Source organism: Massilia sp. CMS3.1, from assembly GCF_051262535.1.
GTDB lineage: Bacteria > Pseudomonadota > Gammaproteobacteria > Burkholderiales > Burkholderiaceae_D > Telluria.
On the sequence record NZ_JBIMES010000003.1, the window covers coordinates 235,658 to 254,913 of the forward strand.

The window sequence follows — 19,256 nt, forward strand, 5'->3', positions numbered from 1 at the left end:
CCGCTTTCCCATTACGCTTTTCGCCATGACCGTCCGCACCCCCGTTCGTACCCGTTTCGCCCCCAGCCCGACCGGCTACCTCCACCTCGGCGGCGCGCGCACCGCGCTGTATTCCTGGGCCTATGCCCGCCATTTCGGCGGTACCTTCATCCTGCGCATCGAGGACACCGACCTCGAGCGTTCGACGCCGGAAGCGGTGCAGGCGATCCTGGACGGCATGCAGTGGCTCGGTCTTTCGCACGACGAAGGTCCGTTCTATCAGATGCAGCGCATGGACCGCTACCGTGAAGTCGTCAAGGGCATGCTCGAAGCCGGCACCGCTTACCTGTGCTATTGCTCGCCCGCCGAAGTCGAAGCGATGCGCGAACGCATGCGGGCCAGCGGCGAGAAGCCGCGCTACGACGGTACCTGGCGCCCGGAGCCGGGCAAGGCCCTTCCTGACGTGCCGGCAGGGGTAACCCCGGTGGTGCGCTTCAAGAATCCGCTGGACGGCGAAGTGACCTGGAACGACGTGGTCAAGGGCCCGATCACGATCGCCAACAAGGAGCTCGACGACCTGATCATCGCGCGTCCGGACGGCACCCCCACCTACAACTTCTGCGTCTCGGTCGACGACTGGGACATGCAAATCACCCATGTGCTGCGCGGCGACGACCACGTCAACAACACGCCACGCCAGATCAACATCCTGCGCGCGCTCGGCGCCGAGCTGCCGCAGTACGGCCACCTGCCGATGATCCTGGGCGCCGACGGGCAGAAACTGTCCAAGCGCCACGGCGCGGTCAGCGTCATGGAATACCCGGAGCAGGGCTATCTGCCCGAAGCGATGCTGAACTACCTGGCGCGCCTGGGCTGGAGCCATGGCGACGACGAGATCTTCTCGATGGAGCAGTTTACCGAGTGGTTCAACCTTGAGCACCTGACCGCCTCGGCGGCCCAGTTCAATCCGGAAAAGCTGGCGTGGCTGAACAACCATTACATCAAGGCAGCCGACAACGAGCGCCTCGCCGGGCTTGTTCGCCCGAAGATGGAAAGCAAGGGCGCGCAATTCGACGGCAGCCCCGCCTTGCCTGCCGTGCTCGCGCTGGTGAAGGACCGTGCCAACACGACGGGCGAGCTGGCTGACGCGGCGATGCTGTTTTTCCGCCAGCCGCAGCCGGATGCGGCCTTGCTGACCCAGCACCTGACCGACGCGGTGCGCCCGGCCTTGGCAAGCTTTGCCGAGCGCTGCCAGACGGTCGAGTGGAACAAGGCGGCGCTTGCCGCCATGCTCAAGGACGTGCTCGCAGCGCACAGCCTGAAGATGCCGCAGATCGCCATGCCGCTGCGTCTGCTGGTCACCGGCCAGTTGCAAACACCGGCGATCGACGCCGTGCTGGAACTGTTCGGACGTGAGACTGTTCTCACACGCGTCGCAAAAGGTTTGTGATCCGTCAAAACGGTATTTGCGTAATGCAAGAACCCCCGCTATAATGCTCGCACTTCAGCAGTACGGGGGTATAGCTCAGCTGGGAGAGCGCTTGCATGGCATGCAAGAGGTCAGCGGTTCGATCCCGCTTACCTCCACCATTGATTGAAGTGTAGTAACGGTAATTCCAGGGTCCCCATCGTCTAGAGGCCTAGGACATCACCCTTTCACGGTGAGTACCGGGGTTCGAATCCCCGTGGGGACGCCAAGGTTTTGGCAGAGGTTTGCCAAGGCGCTGCGCCAGCGGCAGCGGTAGTAGAAGCAAGAGCAGTATGGTATGATGTTGTTTCCCCGTGGGGGGTATAGCTCAGCTGGGAGAGCGCTTGCATGGCATGCAAGAGGTCAGCGGTTCGATCCCGCTTACCTCCACCACGAAGAACAAATACGCAGTCCAGTAGTAACGGTAGTTCCAGGGTCCCCATCGTCTAGAGGCCTAGGACATCACCCTTTCACGGTGAGTACCGGGGTTCGAATCCCCGTGGGGACGCCAAGAATTTGGCAGTAGCGGTAAAGTAGTGCAAACAGTTTTAGGTCCCCATCGTCTAGAGGCCTAGGACATCACCCTTTCACGGTGAGTACCGGGGTTCGAATCCCCGTGGGGACGCCAGTCAAGCAGTAAAAAGTAAGATCAAAAAGCCGCCTCGAAGCGGCTTTTTGTTTTTTCTCCCCGTTTTTCTTCCGTCGATGATCGCCATGGCTCCTCAATCACCTCCATCGCTGGCAATTTTCTGCAAGGTCGTCGACAACTACGGCGACATCGGCATCTGCTGGCGCCTCGCGCGTCAGTTGTACAGCGAGCACGGCGTGGTCGTCACCCTGTGGGTCGACGACCTGGCCAGCTTCCGCCGTATCTGTCCCGAAGTGGACGCGACCGCGGCGACGCAAACGGTGGCGGGCGTGACGGTACGCCATTGGCGTGGCCAGGACGACGACTATCTGCCTGCCGAGGTCGCCGACATCGTCATCGAATTTTTCGCCTGCGACATTCCGCCGCGCTATATAGAAGCGATGGCGACATGCACGCCGCGTCCGGTCTGGCTGAACCTGGAAGGCTTGACGGCCGAAGAATGGGTCGAGGGTTGCCACAAGCTGCCATCGATGCATCCGCGCCTGAAGTTGACCAAGCATTTCTTCTTCCCCGGTTTTACCAGCCGGACGGGCGGCTTGCTGCGCGAAGCCGGGCTCGAGCAGCAGCGGCTGGCCTTCCTCGCGCAGCCGCAACACGCGCGTACCTTCCTGCACAATCTCGGCCTGCCGGACGCCGAGATCGATGCCTGTAAAGTCTCGCTGTTCTGCTATCCGGAGGCCCCGGTCGCCGCGCTGTTCGCAGCCTGGCAGGGCGGCAACGAGAAGCTGACCTGTCTGGTGCCGGAAGGGGTTGCCACGGGCGCGGTCGACGCCTTCATCGGAACAACAGCCCATGCCGGCGCCGTCGCCACCCGGGGTGCTTTGACCGTGCGCGTGCTTCCCTTCGTGCCCCAGCCCGACTACGACCGCCTGCTGTGGGCCTGCGACCTGAACTTCGTGCGCGGCGAGGATTCCTGGGTACGCGCCCAGTGGGCAGGCAAGCCCTTCGTCTGGCATATCTATCCCCAAGACGAAAACCTGCACCACAAGAAATTGCGCGCTTTCCTGGCCCGGTATGCGCCGGACATCGGCAGCCTTCAGGCGCTCATGCTGCAGTGGAATGGCGCAACAAAGGGAGAGGCCGACTGGCCCGCACTGTGGTCGGCGCTGCAGTCGGAACAGGCCCGCATCGACGCCCGCTCGGACGCATGGCAGGCCGAGATGTCGGGCAACGGGGACCTGGCATCGAACCTGCTCGCCTTTGCCGCTTTACTCAAGTAGGCACGGCCTTCGTTACGTGATATCATGCCCGGTTACTGCAACCCCTTTTTTTGATTACTCAGACGCCTATGAAACCCGCAAAAGAGATCCGTGTCGGCAACATCATCATGGTTGATGAGAAGCCTTTTATCGTGCTGCGTTCCGACATCAACGGTTCGAGCCGCACGGGCTTCACCTACAAGTGGAAGATGAAAAATCTTCTGACCAATGCTCCACTGGAAAACGTGTTCCGTGGCGATGACAAGTTCGACGTCGTCGTGCTCGACAAGAAGCCAGTGACTTACTCGTACTTCGCCGATCCGCTGTACGTCTTCATGGACGCCGATTACGAACAGTTCGAAATCGAAGAAGAGAACCTGGGCGACGCGCTGCATTACCTGAAAGACGGTATGGAATGCGAAGCCGTGTTCTATGACGGCAAGGCCATCTCGGTCGAACTGCCGACCACGATCGCACGCCAGATCGTCTACTCGGAGCCTGCGGTCAAGGGCAACACTTCGGGCAACGTCCTGAAGGAAGCCAAGATCGAGAACGCCATCGAAGCCCATCAGCACATCGTCATGGTGCCGCTGTTCGTGAGCCAGGATGACACCATCGAGATCGACACCCGCACCAACGAATACAAGCGCGTCGTCCGTAACTGATCGACCAGCTCGTCAAAGAAAAACGCTGCCTTCATCGGCAGCGTTTTTTTTCGTCCCTGCGCTTCAGCTGCAAGTGGTGCTGCTATGCTATTGCTTTACTACAAATATATGTGGAGACAGCATGGATCGCAGGGATTTCGTACGAATCGGTGTGGCGGCCGGCGCCGCGGTGGGTGCAAGCAGCGCGAGCGCAGCGGCGACTGCCGCGCCAAAAGCGGCAGCCCTCGATAACTTGCTGGAGGCCGGCGTGCGCGAGCAGGACGCCGCCATGGCGGCCGGCAAGACGAGTTCGCACAAGCTGGTGACGCGCTACCTGGCGCGCATTGCAGCATTCGACAAGGCCGGACCGAAACTCAATTCGGTAATCGAACTCAATCCGGACGCCCTGGCGATCGCCCGCGAGCGCGACCGTGAGCGCAGCGCCGGCAAACTGCGCGGCCCGCTGCACGGGATCCCGGTCCTGCTGAAGGACAATATCGCTACCGGCGACAAGATGAGCACGAGCGCCGGCTCGCTGGCCCTCGATGGCGTGCGCGCCACGCGCGATGCCTTCATCGTGGAGCGCCTGCGCGAGGCCGGCGCCGTCATCATCGGCAAGACGAATTTGTCCGAATGGGCGAACATGCGCTCGACCCATTCGGTCAGTGGCTGGAGCGGGCGCGGCGGCCAGACCAGGAATCCGCATGCGCTCGACCGCAACACCAGCGGCTCAAGCTCCGGGTCCGGCGCGGCGATTGCCGCCAGCCTGGCCACTTTGGCGGTCGGCACCGAAACCGACGGCTCGATCGTTTCCCCAAGCTCGAGCTGCGGCATCGTCGGCCTGAAACCGACGTTGGGACTGGTCAGCCGCAGCGGCATCATCCCGATTGCCCACTCGCAGGACACGGCCGGCCCGATGACGCGCAGCGTGGCCGACGCCGCGCTGATGCTGGCCGCGATGACCGGCGTCGACAGCGACGATGCAGTGACGAAAGAGAGTCAGGGCAAGGTGGCGGATTACGCGGCGGCCCTGCGCCTTGACGGCTTGCGCGGCAAGCGCATCGGCGTGGCGCGCAATTTCTTCGGCGGCAGCACGGCGATCGACGCGATCGTCGAGCAGGAACTGGCTGTCCTGCGCGAGCAGGGCGCGATCCTGGTCGACGTCAAGGTGCCGAATACGGACAAGTACAACGAATCCGAAGTCGAAGTCCTGCTCCACGAATTCAAGCCCGACCTGGCTGCTTATCTGGCCGGTTACGCCCCGCATGCGCCGATCAAGAACATGGCCGACGTGATTGCATTCAACGAAAAGAATGCGGCCCGTGAAATGCCGTATTTCGGCCAGGAACACCTGATCGCCTCGGAAAAGAAGGAAGGACTCGAGGCGAAGGCGTACCGCGAAGCGCTGGCGAACAACCATCGTTATTCGCGCGAAGAGGGCATCGACAAGATCATGCGCGAAGAGAAACTCGACGCGCTGGTGGCGCCCACCGGTGGCCTGGCCTGGCTGACCGACTACATCAACGGCGACCACTACGGCATGAGCTTCTCGTCGCCGGCGGCGGTGGCCGGCTATCCGCACATCACGGTGCCGGCCGGCTTTGCACGCGGGCTGCCGGTAGGGATCTCCTTCGTGGGCGGCGCCTACGGCGAGGCGACCCTGATCGGCATGGCCTATGCTTACGAGCAGGCAAGCAAGCGGCGCCGGGCGCCGGCCTTCCCGGGTTCGGTCAACATCAAGGCTTAAACAATTGTTTGGCGGCACCAACATATGTTGGTGCCGCGTGCTTCCCCAGGGCGATCAGCCGCGCCTGGCGCGTTCGAAGGCCGGGCCCCACAGCGGATGTCCCTGCTCCCCCGACTCGAGCGTGAAGTCCGGATCGATCTTCAGGGCTTTCTCGAATGCCTGCTCGCACTGTTTCGGGCGCGAGGTCACGCAATAGCTGAAGGCCTGGTATTTCAGCGCCGACACCCGTATGCGTACCGGCGAATTGGCGCGGATATCGTTCGAACTCAGCCGTTTGATCGCCGCATTAAAATCCCCTTCGTTGTACAAGCGAATGCCTTCGCGCAGCGCGGCCTGCTCGCGTGCGGACTGTGACTCGCCCCGCGCGTCATTGCGCGCAGCCTGCCGGTCGTCGTCCTGGGCAGTAGAGCGCGGCAAGGTACGTACGTGGGTGCGTTCCGGCGTGCGCTCGAACAGCGGCGCCAGTTCGGCGCAACCGGCGAGCAGGCCGGCCGCCAGCAGGGAGGCGAGCAATCGCGGAGGAAAAATGTTGGTCATGGGGAGCCTCCTTATTGAGACTGGGCTTGAAAATCGTGTTCGATGATCGCCGTTTCCCTGACGCCGGCATCGACGATCATGGTGTGCTCGGCAAAATTCGGATTGACAATGACGATCGTGTGCCGGCCGGGACCGAGCGTGAGGCGCTTGACCGGCGGGCTGACGCCATGGTCGATGCCGTTCACGTACAGGGTGCCCCAGGGCTTGATCAGGAGTTTATAGGTGGTGCCGTTGACGACGGCCGCGTTCGTGCTGCCCGCCGGCTGCGTCGCCGCTTGCGGTGCGACGCCGGCGACGCCCGGCCCGGTCTCCGGCGCCGCGCCCGTGGTGGCGTCGAGCGGACTGTCCGCCGGCAGCGCACTTGTCGGCTGATCGGTGGCGATGGCGTCGGCCGGCGGGGCCACGACGGTTTCGCCCGTATCGAGGCCGCCCGCGCCGGGCTCGCCTGCGGGCTGGGTCAGCGGCACCAGGTTGCGCGCATCGTTTTGCTGCATGTAAGAAACAAGCGCGCTGCCGGCGGCCAGTACCACGATGGCAGCGCCCGCCATCATGCCCCAGCGCTGCACCCGGCTGTTGCGGCCCTTGGCTGCCGGTGGCTGTGGGGCCGCGCCGCGCGGCGCCCCTGGCGGTATGGTGGCGGAAGGTTTTCGTGGCGCAGCCTGGACGGGATCGGCGCTGTCGTGCACGGCCGAGGCGGTGGGCGCGATGCGTTCGCTGGCGCGCGGCGCACGCAGGGTGTCGGTGGCCGCACTGTCCGGACTGGCAGGTTTGCGCAGCATTCCCGATTCGGTGCGTTCGCGCAGGCTGGCTGGTTCAGGCGCAGCGACGACCGGATCGACAATATCAAGCTGCGTTACCGCCGCTTCCGGGACAGAAGGAGCGGGGGCCGCGGGGGCCAGCAGGGACGGCTCCGGGTTCTCGTCCGGCACCAGCACCGTGGCCGAGGCTTCGATCCCCAGCAGGGCGCGCATGCCGTCGACTGTCTGTGGGCGCAACCTGCGGTTCGGCCCCAGGCAGCTGTCCAGCCCCTTGGTCAATTGCTCGCTGTAATTTTCGTACAGGCGCGGACCGAGCGGCCCGTCCGGCTGTAGTTCAGCGGTGATCGCGTAATGCACGACCAGTGCCAGCGCATGCAGGTCGGCGGGGATGTCGGGCGCCGTGGCAGGCGTGTTCTCGGCCAAGGGCATCAACAAGGCTTCGCCGTTCGCCAGCATCACCAGGGTGTCGGGCGTGATGGAACGCTGCGGCGCTCCGGTCGCGTATTGCTGTTCCAGCGAGTCGAGGGTGTGGCGCAGCAGCGTGCGGCACCAGGTCTCGTTCACCAGCGCAGGGGTGTGCTCGACAATGTCGCGCACCGGGCGCCCGTCCGCGAACGGGGTATAGATCGTTGTATGTGGGCTGGTCATTTTGCTAAGCGTTTATTTTCAGCAAAACTATGCCAGATTTACAGCAAAGATGTCGTTGCTGAATCAACCGTGCGCAGCTAAAACCGGGTTAGACGTCGAGAAAGCGCATCTTGAAGCTGCGTCCCTTGAAGTTGCCGAAGTCCGGCCCGAGCTTGTTGCCTGCGTTCAGCTTTCGGTAAGCGGCATCGGCCACATCGCGCGCCAGGGCCACATAGGTCTGGAATTCGGTGACGTTGATCTTGCCGACCTGTTCCTTGACCAGGCCGGCATCGCCCGTCAGCGCGCCCAGCACGTCGCCCGGACGCAGCTTGTCCTTCTTGCCGCCGGCGACGATCAGGGTGACCATTGGCGCCGGCTCGGCCGGGAGCACCGAGTCGCCCAGGTCGTCGAGCTTGTACCAGGAGGCCTGCGTGTCCTGGTATTCTTCGATCGCCTTCACCCATTTCTTTTCGTTCGGCGCGCACAGCGACAGCGCCAGGCCCGTTTCATCGCCGCGGCCGGTACGGCCGATGCGGTGGACGTGGACTTCGGCATCCTTCGAGACGTCGACATTGATCACCGCTTCCAGGTTGGCGATGTCGAGGCCGCGAGCGGCGACGTCGGTGGCCACCAGGATCGAGCAGCTGCGGTTGGCGAACAGGATCAGGATCTCGTCGCGCTCGCGCTGCTCGAGTTCGCCATACAGGGCCAGCGCCGAAAAGCCCTGGTCGCGCAGCGAGTCGGCCAGTTCGCGGCAGTGGGCCTTGGTATTGCAGAAGGCCAGGGCCGAGACCGGCTTGTAGTGGCGCAGCAGGCGCGCCACGGCGTCGTCGCGGTTATCGAAACCGACTTCGTAGAAGCGCTGCTCGATCTTGGAATCGTCGTGCTGACTCTCGACCGCGATCTCGATCGGGTCATTCAGGAAGCCTGCGGTCGCGTGGCGGATATCGTCCGGATAGGTGGCCGAGAACAGCATGGTCTGGCGCCGCTGCGGGCAGGCACTGACAATGCCGGCGATCTCGTCATAAAAACCCATGTCGGTCATGCGGTCCGCTTCGTCGAGCACCAGGGTCTGCACTTTCGACAGGTCGATCGTCGCGCGGCCAAGGTGGTCGCGGATGCGGCCCGGGGTACCGACGACGATGTGGGCGCCGTGTTCGAGCGAGGCGATTTGCGGGCGCATGGCCACGCCGCCGGTCAGCGTCAGGATTTTGACGTTGCCCACGCCGCGCGCCAGGCGCCGCAATTCGCCGGCGACCTGGTCGGCCAGTTCGCGGGTCGGGCACATCACCAGGCCCTGGATCGCGAACCAGGCCGGATTGAGTTTGTGCAGCAGGCCGATTCCGAAGGCGGCGGTCTTGCCGCTGCCGGTTTTCGCTTGCGCGATCAGGTCGCGGCCCTCGAGGACGGACGGCAGGCTTGCGGCCTGGATCGGCGTCATCTCGTGGTAGCCGAGCGTGCCGAGGTTGTCGAGAAATTGCGGTGCCAGCGGCAGCGCGGAAAAAGGGGTAAGCATGTGGCCTCCAGCCGGAAAGGCCGGCTACTAGGAGGCCGGCGCCCAGACCGGCAAGCCGGTCAAATCAAGGTTGTCGTCGCGGCGCCAGACTGGCAGGCCGGAATTGTCGGTTTCTTCGAGCAGGGGAATCTGTTCCTGCTTCATGCCTGTGCGGCGGGGACGGGAAGTGCTGCGCCTGGACTCGGCAGCCGCGGTGTCGAGCGGTGCGGCGGGTTCGAAACCCGGCAGATCGATCGTGGCCTTGTCTTTCTTGTCTCTCATCCGGCGTCGCTGGGCCCAGAAAACGAAAGCCCGGCTGCAAGAGTCGGGCTCGTTTAAAACTAAGTGTTTGGTTGCGGGGACAGGATTTGAACCTGTGACCTTCGGGTTATGAGCCCGACGAGCTGCCAGACTGCTCCACCCCGCAGCGCTATTGTACTGCTTCACGCGGCAGGATGCAAATGCAGGCGCAAATAAGTTTTACGCGGCGCGCAAACGCCACAACGAGGTCACTTCCTGCGCACGCGCGGCGTGCAGCGGATCGTCGGCGTCGAGCGCTTTCGGATGGGTCGGACGCACGTCGTGGCGGCCGGCAACTGCAAGCCCCGCAGCCGCGATCCAGCCAAGCAGCTGCTCGCGCGTGCGCAGGCCCAGATGCTCGGCGAAGTCCGACAGGATCAGCCAGCCTTCGCCGCCCGGCGCCAGGTGGGCTTTCACGCCGCCCAGGAAACCGCGCAGCATGCGGCTGTCCGGATCGTAGATCGCGTGTTCGATCGCCGAACTCGGTTTGCCCGGCAGCCAGGGCGGATTGCAGACGACCAGGTCGGCCTGGCCGTCGGGGAACAGGTCGGCCTCGATGATCTCGACCTGGGACGACAGTCCGAGGCGCTCGATGTTCTCGCGCGCGCAGCCCAGCGCCCGCATATCCATGTCGGTCGCCAGCACATGGCGCAGGCCGCGCCGCGCCAGCACCGCCGACAGCACGCCGGTACCGGCGCCGATGTCGAAGGCGAGGCCCGTCTTCGCCGGCAGCGGCGCCTGCGCCACCAGCTCGATGTACTCGCCGCGCACCGGCGAAAACACGCCGTACCAGGGGTGGATGCGCGCGTCGAGCGTTGGAATCGGCACGCCCTTGCTGCGCCACTCGTGCGCACCGATCAGGCCCAGCAGCTCGCGCAGCGAGACCACGAACGGCTCGGTCGCGGCGCCATAGGCTTCATTGCAGGCTTGCCGCACGTCGGGCGCGCGGCGCAGTGGAATCGTATAGTCGGCGTCGAACGGGATCAGGAGCATCGCCAGCGTGCGGGCGCGCTGCAGCTGGGCCAGGCGATGGCGGTGAAAACGCTCGGTAATGGTTGCCGGGGTCTTGGTCGCTTTCGGGCGTTTCGCCCGCGCGCCTTTATGGTCGATGCGGCGCGCGAGTGCCTGCACCAGCTGGCGCGCGTTCTGGAAGTCGCCGCGCCAGAGCAGGGCGGTGCCGTCCAGGGCCAGCCGGTAGGCCGCATCGGCCGCCATCGTGTCGTCGGCGATCACGACCTTTTTCGGCGCCGGCCATCCGCTCTCCGAGCGCCACAGCGCCGAACGTGCCTCGCCGTTTTCCACCCAGTCGATGCGCGTCATATCAGTGATGGTGATGCCAGTTGCCGTCGCTTGACTCGACGAATGATTTCACCGCGTCCGGATTGCCGGTCGCATGGCGCTTGATCTCGCCGCAACCGCAGATGCCCTGGTAAGGTTGGATGTGCGAGCAGGCCGAGACTTTCTGCAGGTAGACCGTGACGGGTTTGGCGCACTTGGCGCATTTGAAGGTGAGGGTGCGGGCGGGTTTCATGTGGGATATGCGTGGATATACAAAGGGCATCATTGTACAACGGTGGGTGTGCGGATCGGCGTGTCCACCCACCAAAACCGAACCTGCCGCTTACGTTCCCACGCTCACCGCGCTGCTGCCCCCTCCCGCAGGGCGGACCTGAATTTTCGCCGCGATCCGCTCCGTCATCTCCTGCACGTGCGAGATCACGCCAACCTTGCGTCCCATCGATTGCAGCGCGTCGAGCGCATCCATCGCCACGCCCAGCGTCTCGCTGTCGAGCGAGCCGAAACCTTCGTCGATGAACAGCGACTCGACCCGCACCCGGTTCGACGAGAGCGAAGCCAGCCCCAGGGCCAGCGCCAGCGAGACCAGGAAGGATTCCCCGCCGGAGAGCGAGTTGACCGAGCGAATTTCGCCGCCCATGTCCTGGTCGCGCACCATCAGGGCGAGCGAGGGCGCGCCGGCGTTATCGACGCGCTCCAGGCGGTAGCGCCGCGCCAGCTGGTTCAGGTGGCTGTTGGCGTAGCCGAGCAGCACGTCGAGCGTGAACTGCTGGGCGTAGTTGCGGAATTTCTTGCCGTCGGCCGAACCGATCAGCTCCGACAAGCGTCCCCAGCGCGCCTCGATCGCCTGCTGCCTTTCGATCTCCGCGAGCATCGATTGCGCCTTGATGCGACGCTCGTCGTCTTGCGCCGCCTGCAGGCGCAGACTGGTGGCCCGCTCGTGCACGGCGCTGCGTTCTTCGAGCACCGCCTCCAGCGCATCGGCCACCGCCGCGCCGTCCTGCATCGCCCCGTCGGGCGGTGCGCTTTGTTCGTGCAGGTCGCGTTGGGTCTTGCGCTCGGCAAGTACCGTTGCTGCCCTGGACAGCGCAGCGTCGAGTTCTGCCAGCGCGGCGCGCTCCTGGGCCAGCCAGGACGCGCCGACGGCGAGCAAGCCTGCCAGATGCGCCTGATTCTCTACCGGCTCCAGGTCGCTGTGATGGGCGGCGTAGTCCTCGATCCAGTCGGCCAGGCGCGCCGCGGCGTCCCTGGCGTCGTCCTGCAGCGCGCCGATGCGTTCAGCCGACTGCGTCAGCGTGCTGCGTACCCGGATTTCGCGCTGCGCCGCTTCGCCAAAGGCCAGCTGGCGCGCAGCGAGCGTTTCGCGGGCGAGCGTCACGGCGCGGCGCAAGGCCTGCTCGATCTCGCCCACGGCGCGGCCTTCGAACAGGGCGGCGCGGGCAAGACGGCGTTCACGCAGCGCAGCTTCGCTTTGCGCAAACGCTTCCTGGGCCGCGCTAGCCGCAGCGTGCGCGTGCTCGGCGCGCACGGCTGTTTCGCGCTGCGTTGTTTCCAGCGTTGCCAACGCAGCGCGGTGCTCGGCCAGTTGGCTTGACTGCGCCGTCCACGCTTTCGCCTCGAGCGCGCGCGCGGCCTGCCATTGCGCCGGGTTGCGACGCCACGCGTCCTGCCACCCATCGCCGGCGAATCCGGCCAGCAGAGGATCGAGTTCGGCCAACAGTGCGCCGAGCGCCGCGCGGTCGCGCTCCAACTGGCCGGTGAATGTGGTGTGTTCGGTCTCCAGCGTGGCCAGCGAATTGCGCGCGTTCTGGGCCAGGTCGCGCACGCGCAGGTGTTCGGCAGTGCCGGCTTCGAAGGCCGTTTGCGCGGCGTCGCGCGCCTGTGCGGTGCGGCGCGCGGCTTGCTGGCGCGTGTCGTTCGACAGCAGGGCTTCACGGACGGCGCCTGTCTGCGCCTCGAACCATGGCTTGCGCTCGCCCTCTGGAGGCGCATCGGGTGCAACTGGATTCGCACGCCACGTGGAATCGAGTTCCTTGCCGTCTTCGAGCAGCGTCGCGCGTTCGTCCGTCAGCGCCGCCAGGCGTTCGCCGGCTGCCTCGGCCTGTGCGCGCCGTGTGGCCTGTTCCGACAGATTTTTCTGCACCTCGATGCGGCGTTCGGCGACCTGGCCGCGCAGCAGGTCGAAGACGGCATGCAGGCGCGCATCCTGGTGCGCGTAGGGGTGGGCTTGGCTGCCGCAGACGGGGCAGGGCTCGCCATCGACGAGCGTGCCGCGCAGGTCTTCGACATTCCCGGCGACGGCCCGTTCGGCGGCGGTGAGCGCGTGTTCGGCCCGGGCAGCGGCGCTGGCGAGCCCCGACGCAGCGGCAGCGGCGGCGGCCAGTTGCGCATCAAAGGCAAGACGTGCGGCGCGCGTGCGTTCGGTCTCGGCGTCGATGCGCGCCAGATGTTCCCGCGCGGCCTGCAAACCCTTGGCGACGCGCGCAGCGGCGGCCAGCGCTTCGCGCCTTGCCTCCAGTGCCTGGCGTTCCTCGTGCAAGGCATCGAGGTCGAACGCGGCCAGCACCGATGCGGCGGCCTGGCGCGCGGTGTCGAGTTCGGCGATCCGCGCAGCGGCGCGTTCGGCCGCCTCCAGCGCGGCTTCCAGGGTGGCCGCCGCATTGACCCGGGCACGTTCCACCTTTGCCAGCGCCGCCAGGTTGTCGCCTTCGGCGGCTGCGGCTTGCGCGGCCTGGATGAACAGCTTGTCCCAGCGCGGCCATTGCGCGGCCAGGGCCTCGTGCTGGCGATGCGCCGCCAGCCAGTCTGCGCTGAGCTTTTCCGCCTCACGTGTCTGCGCGAGGTGCACCCCTGCCTGCTCGAGCAGCGCGCGTGACCGCGTCGCTTCGAGCGCGGTTGCGTCGCGCCGGCTGGCGAGCTGCGCGTGCGCCCCGGCGAGCGTGCCGATCGTCGCATCCAGCGCTTTGGCCGCGTCGAGTTGCGCAGCCGCGTCCAGTTGCGCCGCTTCGGCCGTTTCCAGTGCAAGCGTCGCGACCTGCAGGTCCTGCAGCAGCACGCGCGCCGCCTCCTGGGCGCGTGCCAGTTCGCTTTGGCCGTTCGCCAGCGTCGCCTCCAGTTGCGCGCGTTCGGCATCCAGGCGCGCCAGTTCCGCCATCAGGGGCCGTGCGGCCTGCACTTCGTCGAGCGTGGCCAGGCGCAGGCGCCGCTCGCTTGCAGCTTCAAGGCCTGAGCGCGCGTCGGCCAGCAGGGTCTCCGCCTGCGCTTCGCCCACGCGCAGCCGTTCGCGCTCCTGGTGCCAGCGCAGCTGTGCCTCCAGCAGCGCGCGCCGCACGTCCACGGCCTGCAACGCGACGTCCGCGGCTGCCCGTTCGGTATCGAGTTCGGCGCGTGCCTCCTGCGCGAGCGGGGTCTGGTCGGCCAGGCGCAAGCTCAGGCGCCGCACCGCATCCTGCTCCTGCTTGTAGCGTTCATAGGCGCGCTTCGAGATCTCGCTATAGACGGCACTGCCGGTCAGGGTCTCGAGCAGCTCGCCGCGCTCGTTCTCGTCGGTTTTCAGGAAGGCCGAGAATTCGTTCTGGGCCAGCAGTACCGAGCGCGTGAACTGCTCGAACGATAAGCCGATCCGCGCCGCGATCTCGGCCTGCGCTTCGGTCTTGGTGCCGCCCAGCGGGGCCATCTCCGGCAGCCGGTGCAGCGTCATGTTCGAGGCCTGCAGCAGGCCGCTGACCTTGTTGCGCGAGCGCCGCACGCTCCAGCGCGCGCGGTAGTGCACGCCGTCGTTGCCGACGAAATCGACTTCGGCATGGCCTTCGGCCGACCCGCGCCGCAGCAGGTTACGCGCGTCAAGGGTCGACACCGATTCGCCGCCGGCGTCGGGCAGGGCGCCGCGGCTGCCGCGTCCCTGCAGGCGCGGGGTGTTGCCGTACAAGGCCAGGCAGAGGGCGTCGAGCAGGGTGCTCTTGCCGGCGCCGGTCGGTCCGCAGATCGCGAACAGGCCGCTCGAGGCCAGCGGCTCGCTCTCGAAATCGACGCAAAAATCCCCCGCCAGGGACGCCAGGTTGCGTCCCGCGATGCGCAAGATTTTCATGGGCGCTCCGCGTCGCCGGGCAGCATCAGTTCGGCAAAGGCCGACAATTGCTCGTTCGGCGCATCCTCGCCGAAGCGCTGCTGCCACAGGCGCCGGAAGATATCGTCCGGCTGCAGCTGGGCCAGCTGGTCGAGCGTGAGCGCGTCCCCGCCATCGGCGCGCGTGACGGTCTTGCGCGTCGGTTCGATCTTTGCCAGGCGCACGGGCTTGCCGGCGATGGCGCTTTCCACCTGGGCGCGCAGGCTCGGTTCCGGCCCGTCGAGCAGCACCCGCACTTCCAGGTAAGGCCGGCATTGCGGCGGCAGGTCGGGGTCGAGCGCGAGGCTTTCCAGGGCGGCCAGCACGTCGGCCAGCGGCGCCGGCTTCGGAGGCACGCGCAGCAGCTCGACCGCACGCGGGACAAACAGGGGCGTGACTTCCTTCGCCACCGGGCCGTCGAGGTCGATTCTCAAGATCTGGTGCTGGTAGCCGACTTCGGCGAACGACAGCGGCAGCGGGCTGCCGGAATAGCGCAGGTGATCCTTCTTGCCGACGCGCTGGGCCAGGTGCAGGTGGCCGAGCGCGGCATAAGCGATCTGCGGATCGAACATCGAGGCCGGCAAGGCCTCGGTGCCGCCGATCACGATGCGGCGCTCGGAGTCGATCGAGGACTGGCCGTCGACCATGTGGCAGTGGCCCATCGCCAGGATCGCCTGGTGATCTTCGCGGCGCGACTGCGCCAGTGCGAACGCCTGTTGGTAGAGTAGAAAAATGCCGTTCAAGTAGGCGTCGCCTTCCACCCCCGCCTTCGGCACGTCGCCCGGGCGCAGGAAGGGCACCCCGAGGCACCAGGCTTTGACTTCCCCCGTTTTGTCGTGCAGCGGCACGATCAGCCGTTCGAGGTCGATGGCGCCGTCGCGGTCCCGCACTACGTTCCCGATCACGACCGTGCCATGGGCTTCGAGCAGCGGACCCGGTGCTTCCAGCCGGCCAGGGGAATCGTGGTTGCCGGCGATCACGACGATCTGCAGCTGCGGCGCGCGCGACCTGGCCCGCTGCAGGAAACGGTACAGCTGGCGCTGGGCGGCGGACGAGGGATTCGCGTTGTCGAAAATGTCCCCCGCGATCAGGAGCGCGTCGGCCTCTTCACTGACGATCGTATCGAGCAGCCAGTCGAGGAAGCACTGGTGTTCGTAGGTCCGGTCGTAATTGTGCAGGGTCTGGCCGAGGTGCCAGTCGGAAGTGTGCAACAGCCGCATGCGGGATATGAAAAGGGGAGTGGGGATCGGCTGCACTATAGCGCAGCTGGACCACGCGTTCAAAAAAATCCAGGCGAAAGTGGGGCTGCTTGCTGAAACCTGATTAGAATATTTGCATGAGCGAAATGATCCTGTCGATCGGCGCCGCGCGCGCCCTGCACCTGGCAGCCCAGGGGCTGCTCCAGCCGCGCCGGCGCAAGGCCGTCGAAGCGGACGTGCTGGGCGCCATTCGCCGCATGGGTGTGTTGCAAATCGACACAATCAGCGTCGTCGCGCGCAGTCCTTATTTCGTGTTGTGGAGCCGGCTCGGCGACTACCCGGCCGAATGGCTGGACGCGGCGCTGGCAAGCGGAAAACTGTTCGAATACTGGGCCCACGAAGCCTGCTTCATCCCGCGCGAAGATTATGGTTTGTACCGCCACCGCATGCTCGACCCGGGCGCGATGGGCTGGAAATACTCCGTCACCTGGATGCGCGAGCGCGCCGGCGAGGTGGCGGCGCTGCTGGCGCATATCCGCACCCACGGCCCGGTGCGCTCGTCGGATTTCGAACGTTCCGATGGAAAAGCCGGCGGCTGGTGGGAGTGGAAGCCGGAAAAGCGCTCGCTCGAAGTCTTGTTTACGTCCGGCGCCCTGATGATCGCGCGCCGCCACAATTTCCAGCGCGTCTATGACCTGGCCGAACGCGTGCTCCCCGGCTGGGACGATACCCATGCGCCATCGCCGCTTGAAGTCCAGCGCAGCTTCGCGCTGCGCGCCGTCAAAGCGCTGGGCCTGGCGCGTGGGAGCTGGATCCCGGATTACCACCGTACCCGGCGCCCGCATGTCGATCCGGCGCAACTGGCCGAGGAAGGCCTGCTGCTGCGCGCCCGCGTGACCGGCTGGAGCGACCCGGTCTACATCCACCCGGACCACCTCGAACTGGCCCAGCAGGCTACGCGCGGCGCGCTGGCGCCGACCTTGACCACCATCCTCTCGCCTTTTGACCCGGTTGTCTGGGACCGGCGCCGCGCATTGGAACTGTTTGATTTCGATTACCGGCTCGAGTGCTATACGCCGGCCGCGAAACGGCGCTACGGCTATTTCACGCTGCCGGTGCTGCGCCGCGGCGCGCTGGTGGCACGCATCGACGCCAAGGCGCACCGGCGCGCGGGCGTGTTCGAGGTCAAGGCCGTGTTTTTCGAGCCCGGCATGCGCGTCAGCGACGCTTGCCTGCGCGACCTGGCCGGGGCCGTGCTGCGCTGCGCTGCGCACGCTGGCATGGCTGTCCGCAGGTGCGCGTCAAGCGCACCGAGCCGGAGCAGTACAACGAGCGGCTCGCGGTACTCCTCGACAGCGAGCCGGGCGCGGCGGCCGCATGACGCTGCCGCCAGCCCCGCCAGCGGCGGTCGGCCCGGATGGGCTGGCGCGGTTCGGACGTTTCCAGGGGCTGGCAGGTGCGCCGGGCTGGGCCAGGCTCCTGCCGCCCCATGCGCGCAGTCCACTCTGGCGGCGCCTGCACCACAAACGCTGGCATTTCGTCGCCCTCGTCACCGACGAGCTGTTCTGCGGCGTGGCGATCATCGATATCGGCTGGAGCAATACCTGCTTTGCGTATGTGTTCGACCGCGCCGAGCGCCGGGTCGTGGCCGCCTTTTCTCCGCTCGGCGTGGCCGGTTTGAGTGCCGCGGTCGGCGCCACCGTGGCCGAGGGGGCGCGCTTCTCCATGCCGGGACGGCGCATTGCGATCGAAGCGGCGGGTGAGCAGGGGCACCGGTTGCGGCTGCGCGCCGGCCGCTTTCGTATCGACGCCCACTACGCCGGCAGTGGGCCGCGCCTGCTGGCGATCGGACCGGTCTTTGACGGCGGCAGCGTACACAGCACGCAGAAGTCGCCCGGGCTGGCGCTGAGCGGACAGCTCCAGGCGGGCACTCGCCGGTATACGCTCGACGGCGGCGTGGCGAGCTACGACTTCTCGAACGGCCTGCTCGGCCGCCGCACGGCCTGGCGCTGGATTTCCGCACACAACGCGCGGCTCGGGTTCAACCTGCAAAGCGGATACTTCGGCGACGCCGAGAATGCACTCTGGTATGAGGGCCGGTTGCTGCCGCTGGGGCCGCTCCAGGTGGAAGTCGAACCGGGCGGATGCTGGACGATGCGCACGATCGATGGCTTGCTCGAACTGCGCTTTACGCCCGAGGGAACCCGCTGCGACGACAAGCAATTGTTGATCGCCAGCAGCCGCATGCGCCAGCATGTGGGCCGTTTCGACGGCTGGGTGAAGACACGCGTCGAGGGGCCGCGCCACCTCGTTTCGGGCTTGACGGGACTGGCCGAGGACTACCGTGCGCGTTGGTAAAAAAGCAATCTCAATCGCAACGCATGGCGCCGTGGGTGGTTGACGCGTGCTGCATTGCCGTGTTCCCCGAGATTGATCCAGATCAAACCCGCGCGGTGGTTGCTCCTTAAACTACACCTTCCTTCAGGCTGAAGAGAAGAAAATCATCCGCCCAGCCTGTTCTAAAACCATAGCGTCCAACCTGGCCGTGTTCCCCTGCGGAGCATGCGCTTGCGTTGACGACGCCGAGAGGAGACCGAATGCTTACCGCGACCTATACCCTCGTTGCGCTTTCCGTCGAACAGACCAATATGCGGGTCAGCCTGCATTCGGTGCAGCAACTCGTCCAGAAAAGCTATGCCCGCTTGAGCGCACTGACCGAGGGTCAGGCCGATTACGTTTGCGATACCTTGCGCCGGCTCTACGAAAGCTGCCAGGGCCGCAAGCTCGACCGTTTCCTGTTGCCGGCCCTGCGCCGGGCCGAGGCCCGCGCCGAGCCGCTGCTGTGCGAACTCGACATGCTCAGCCGCAGCGCGGCCGAGGCGCTGGGCGCGGCCTGCCGCCTGGCCGCCGGCAGCATCGACGACGACGACGGTGTGGATGCCTTCTGCAGGGCCGTCGAGCGCTTTTGCACGGCGCTCGAGATGCGCTTCGACCGTGAAGAAAGCGAACTGTTTCCGATCGCGCGTACGGCCATTGCCGGCGAGGCCTGGTTCGCGGTGGCCAACCAGATGCTGGCGCACGACGCCTACCGCGAGGAACACCGGGGACGGTCGGCGCCGCCGGCGAGTCGCATCAGCCGTGCTGAGCATGCCCATCGGCAAGGAATTGCTGCCTTCTACGTGCACTAAGGCATTCTTCCGTGCTGGTGCCGGGTACGCCTGAAAAACCGCCATCGTTCTTTGCTATGATGGGG

14 protein-coding genes, 6 tRNA genes and 1 pseudogene are annotated in these 19,256 nt (G+C 66.0%); 12 read left to right on the forward strand and 9 right to left on the reverse strand.

The features are described from left to right. The first annotated feature begins 25 nt into the window (after nt 1–25). The 9 genes from gltX (at nt 26) to ACHAC9_RS07055 (ending at nt 5,686) form a co-directional block, all read left to right on the forward strand. Nucleotides 26–1,429: a glutamate--tRNA ligase gene (gene gltX / locus ACHAC9_RS07015; protein ID WP_435758522.1), complete on the forward strand. Its 1,404-nt coding sequence runs from the start codon at nt 26–28 to the stop codon at nt 1,427–1,429. A 64-nt stretch (nt 1,430–1,493) separates the two neighbouring features. Continuing rightward, nucleotides 1,494–1,569: transfer RNA gene (locus ACHAC9_RS07020), tRNA-Ala, on the forward strand. 31 nt (nt 1,570–1,600) lie between these two features. Continuing rightward, nucleotides 1,601–1,676, forward strand: a tRNA-Glu gene (locus ACHAC9_RS07025). Nucleotides 1,677–1,764: 88 nt separating this feature from the next. Then, nucleotides 1,765–1,840 (forward strand) — tRNA-Ala (locus tag ACHAC9_RS07030). A 42-nt stretch (nt 1,841–1,882) separates the two neighbouring features. Next, a tRNA-Glu gene (locus ACHAC9_RS07035) sits at nt 1,883–1,958 on the forward strand. 41 nt (nt 1,959–1,999) lie between these two features. Continuing rightward, nucleotides 2,000–2,075, forward strand: a tRNA-Glu gene (locus ACHAC9_RS07040). 86 nt (nt 2,076–2,161) lie between these two features. Further along, the gene (gene earP, locus ACHAC9_RS07045; RefSeq protein ID WP_435758524.1) at nt 2,162–3,316 is read left to right on the forward strand and encodes an elongation factor P maturation arginine rhamnosyltransferase EarP; all 1,155 of its coding nucleotides are present in this window, start codon (nt 2,162–2,164) and stop codon (nt 3,314–3,316) included. Nucleotides 3,317–3,384: 68 nt separating this feature from the next. After that, entirely contained in the window at nt 3,385–3,960 is a 576-nt protein-coding gene (locus ACHAC9_RS07050; RefSeq protein ID WP_435758526.1) for an elongation factor P, read from the forward strand. A 121-nt stretch (nt 3,961–4,081) separates the two neighbouring features. Beyond that, a complete protein-coding gene (locus tag ACHAC9_RS07055) occupies nt 4,082–5,686 on the forward strand; it encodes an amidase (RefSeq protein ID WP_435758528.1) in 1,605 nt (534 codons plus the stop codon). Nucleotides 5,687–5,740: 54 nt separating this feature from the next. On the opposite strand, the gene ACHAC9_RS07060 is transcribed toward ACHAC9_RS07055, so the two are convergent. The 9 genes from ACHAC9_RS07060 to ACHAC9_RS07100 all read right to left on the reverse strand — a co-directional run bounded on the left by ACHAC9_RS07060 (nt 5,741) and on the right by ACHAC9_RS07100 (nt 16,024). Continuing rightward, complete coding sequence (locus ACHAC9_RS07060) at nt 5,741–6,223, reverse strand: TssQ family T6SS-associated lipoprotein (protein WP_435758530.1); 483 nt, start codon at nt 6,221–6,223, stop codon at nt 5,741–5,743. 11 nt (nt 6,224–6,234) lie between these two features. Next, on the reverse strand, nt 6,235–7,629 hold the full coding sequence (locus tag ACHAC9_RS07065) for a hypothetical protein (RefSeq protein WP_435758532.1): 1,395 nt from the start codon (nt 7,627–7,629) through the stop codon (nt 6,235–6,237). An 88-nt stretch (nt 7,630–7,717) separates the two neighbouring features. Further along, a complete protein-coding gene (gene dbpA, locus ACHAC9_RS07070) occupies nt 7,718–9,124 on the reverse strand; it encodes an ATP-dependent RNA helicase DbpA (RefSeq protein WP_435758534.1) in 1,407 nt (468 codons plus the stop codon). Between the two features lie 27 nt (nt 9,125–9,151). Continuing rightward, nucleotides 9,152–9,385, reverse strand: a complete 234-nt coding sequence (locus tag ACHAC9_RS07075; protein WP_435758536.1) for a hypothetical protein — start codon at nt 9,383–9,385, stop codon at nt 9,152–9,154. A gap of 68 nt (nt 9,386–9,453) precedes the next feature. Further along, nucleotides 9,454–9,530: transfer RNA gene (locus ACHAC9_RS07080), tRNA-Met, on the reverse strand. A 53-nt stretch (nt 9,531–9,583) separates the two neighbouring features. Beyond that, entirely contained in the window at nt 9,584–10,723 is a 1,140-nt protein-coding gene (locus ACHAC9_RS07085) for a methyltransferase (protein ID WP_435758538.1), read from the reverse strand. A gap of 1 nt (nt 10,724) precedes the next feature. After that, the gene (locus ACHAC9_RS07090) at nt 10,725–10,934 is read right to left on the reverse strand and encodes a hypothetical protein (protein ID WP_435758540.1); all 210 of its coding nucleotides are present in this window, start codon (nt 10,932–10,934) and stop codon (nt 10,725–10,727) included. Between the two features lie 90 nt (nt 10,935–11,024). Beyond that, entirely contained in the window at nt 11,025–14,786 is a 3,762-nt protein-coding gene (locus ACHAC9_RS07095; RefSeq protein WP_435758542.1) for an AAA family ATPase, read from the reverse strand. Continuing rightward, the gene (locus tag ACHAC9_RS07100) at nt 14,783–16,024 is read right to left on the reverse strand and encodes an exonuclease SbcCD subunit D C-terminal domain-containing protein (RefSeq protein ID WP_435758544.1); all 1,242 of its coding nucleotides are present in this window, start codon (nt 16,022–16,024) and stop codon (nt 14,783–14,785) included. The genes ACHAC9_RS07095 and ACHAC9_RS07100 overlap by 4 nt, the downstream gene beginning before the upstream one ends. A gap of 116 nt (nt 16,025–16,140) precedes the next feature. On the opposite strand from ACHAC9_RS07100, the pseudogene ACHAC9_RS07105 reads away from it, so the two are divergent. The 3 genes and pseudogenes from ACHAC9_RS07105 to ACHAC9_RS07115 all read left to right on the forward strand — a co-directional run bounded on the left by ACHAC9_RS07105 (nt 16,141) and on the right by ACHAC9_RS07115 (nt 19,191). Then, nucleotides 16,141–17,384: pseudogene (locus tag ACHAC9_RS07105) on the forward strand (winged helix-turn-helix domain-containing protein). After that, entirely contained in the window at nt 17,381–18,361 is a 981-nt protein-coding gene (locus ACHAC9_RS07110) for a DUF2804 domain-containing protein (protein WP_435758546.1), read from the forward strand. Before ACHAC9_RS07105 ends, ACHAC9_RS07110 begins: the two are co-directional and overlap by 4 nt. A 239-nt stretch (nt 18,362–18,600) precedes the next feature. Next, nucleotides 18,601–19,191, forward strand: a complete 591-nt coding sequence (locus ACHAC9_RS07115; RefSeq protein WP_435758548.1) for a hypothetical protein — start codon at nt 18,601–18,603, stop codon at nt 19,189–19,191. Nucleotides 19,192–19,256 lie beyond the last annotated feature (65 nt).

Bases quoted from the DNA above. Each gene is read 5' to 3' on its own strand.
- gltX (WP_435758522.1), top strand. From the start codon at position 26: ATGACCGTCCGCACCCCCGTTCGTACCCGTTTCGCCCCCAGCCCGACC.
- ACHAC9_RS07095 (WP_435758542.1), bottom strand. From the start codon at position 14,786: ATGAAAATCTTGCGCATCGCGGGACGCAACCTGGCGTCCCTGGCGGGG.
- ACHAC9_RS07110 (WP_435758546.1), top strand. From the start codon at position 17,381: ATGACGCTGCCGCCAGCCCCGCCAGCGGCGGTCGGCCCGGATGGGCTG.
- ACHAC9_RS07050 (WP_435758526.1), top strand. From the start codon at position 3,385: ATGAAACCCGCAAAAGAGATCCGTGTCGGCAACATCATCATGGTTGAT.
- ACHAC9_RS07075 (WP_435758536.1), bottom strand. From the start codon at position 9,385: ATGAGAGACAAGAAAGACAAGGCCACGATCGATCTGCCGGGTTTCGAA.
- ACHAC9_RS07115 (WP_435758548.1), top strand. From the start codon at position 18,601: ATGCTTACCGCGACCTATACCCTCGTTGCGCTTTCCGTCGAACAGACC.
- ACHAC9_RS07090 (WP_435758540.1), bottom strand. From the start codon at position 10,934: ATGAAACCCGCCCGCACCCTCACCTTCAAATGCGCCAAGTGCGCCAAA.
- earP (WP_435758524.1), top strand. From the start codon at position 2,162: ATGGCTCCTCAATCACCTCCATCGCTGGCAATTTTCTGCAAGGTCGTC.
- ACHAC9_RS07055 (WP_435758528.1), top strand. From the start codon at position 4,082: ATGGATCGCAGGGATTTCGTACGAATCGGTGTGGCGGCCGGCGCCGCG.
- dbpA (WP_435758534.1), bottom strand. From the start codon at position 9,124: ATGCTTACCCCTTTTTCCGCGCTGCCGCTGGCACCGCAATTTCTCGAC.
- ACHAC9_RS07060 (WP_435758530.1), bottom strand. From the start codon at position 6,223: ATGACCAACATTTTTCCTCCGCGATTGCTCGCCTCCCTGCTGGCGGCC.
- ACHAC9_RS07100 (WP_435758544.1), bottom strand. From the start codon at position 16,024: ATGCGGCTGTTGCACACTTCCGACTGGCACCTCGGCCAGACCCTGCAC.
- ACHAC9_RS07065 (WP_435758532.1), bottom strand. From the start codon at position 7,629: ATGACCAGCCCACATACAACGATCTATACCCCGTTCGCGGACGGGCGC.
- ACHAC9_RS07085 (WP_435758538.1), bottom strand. From the start codon at position 10,723: ATGACGCGCATCGACTGGGTGGAAAACGGCGAGGCACGTTCGGCGCTG.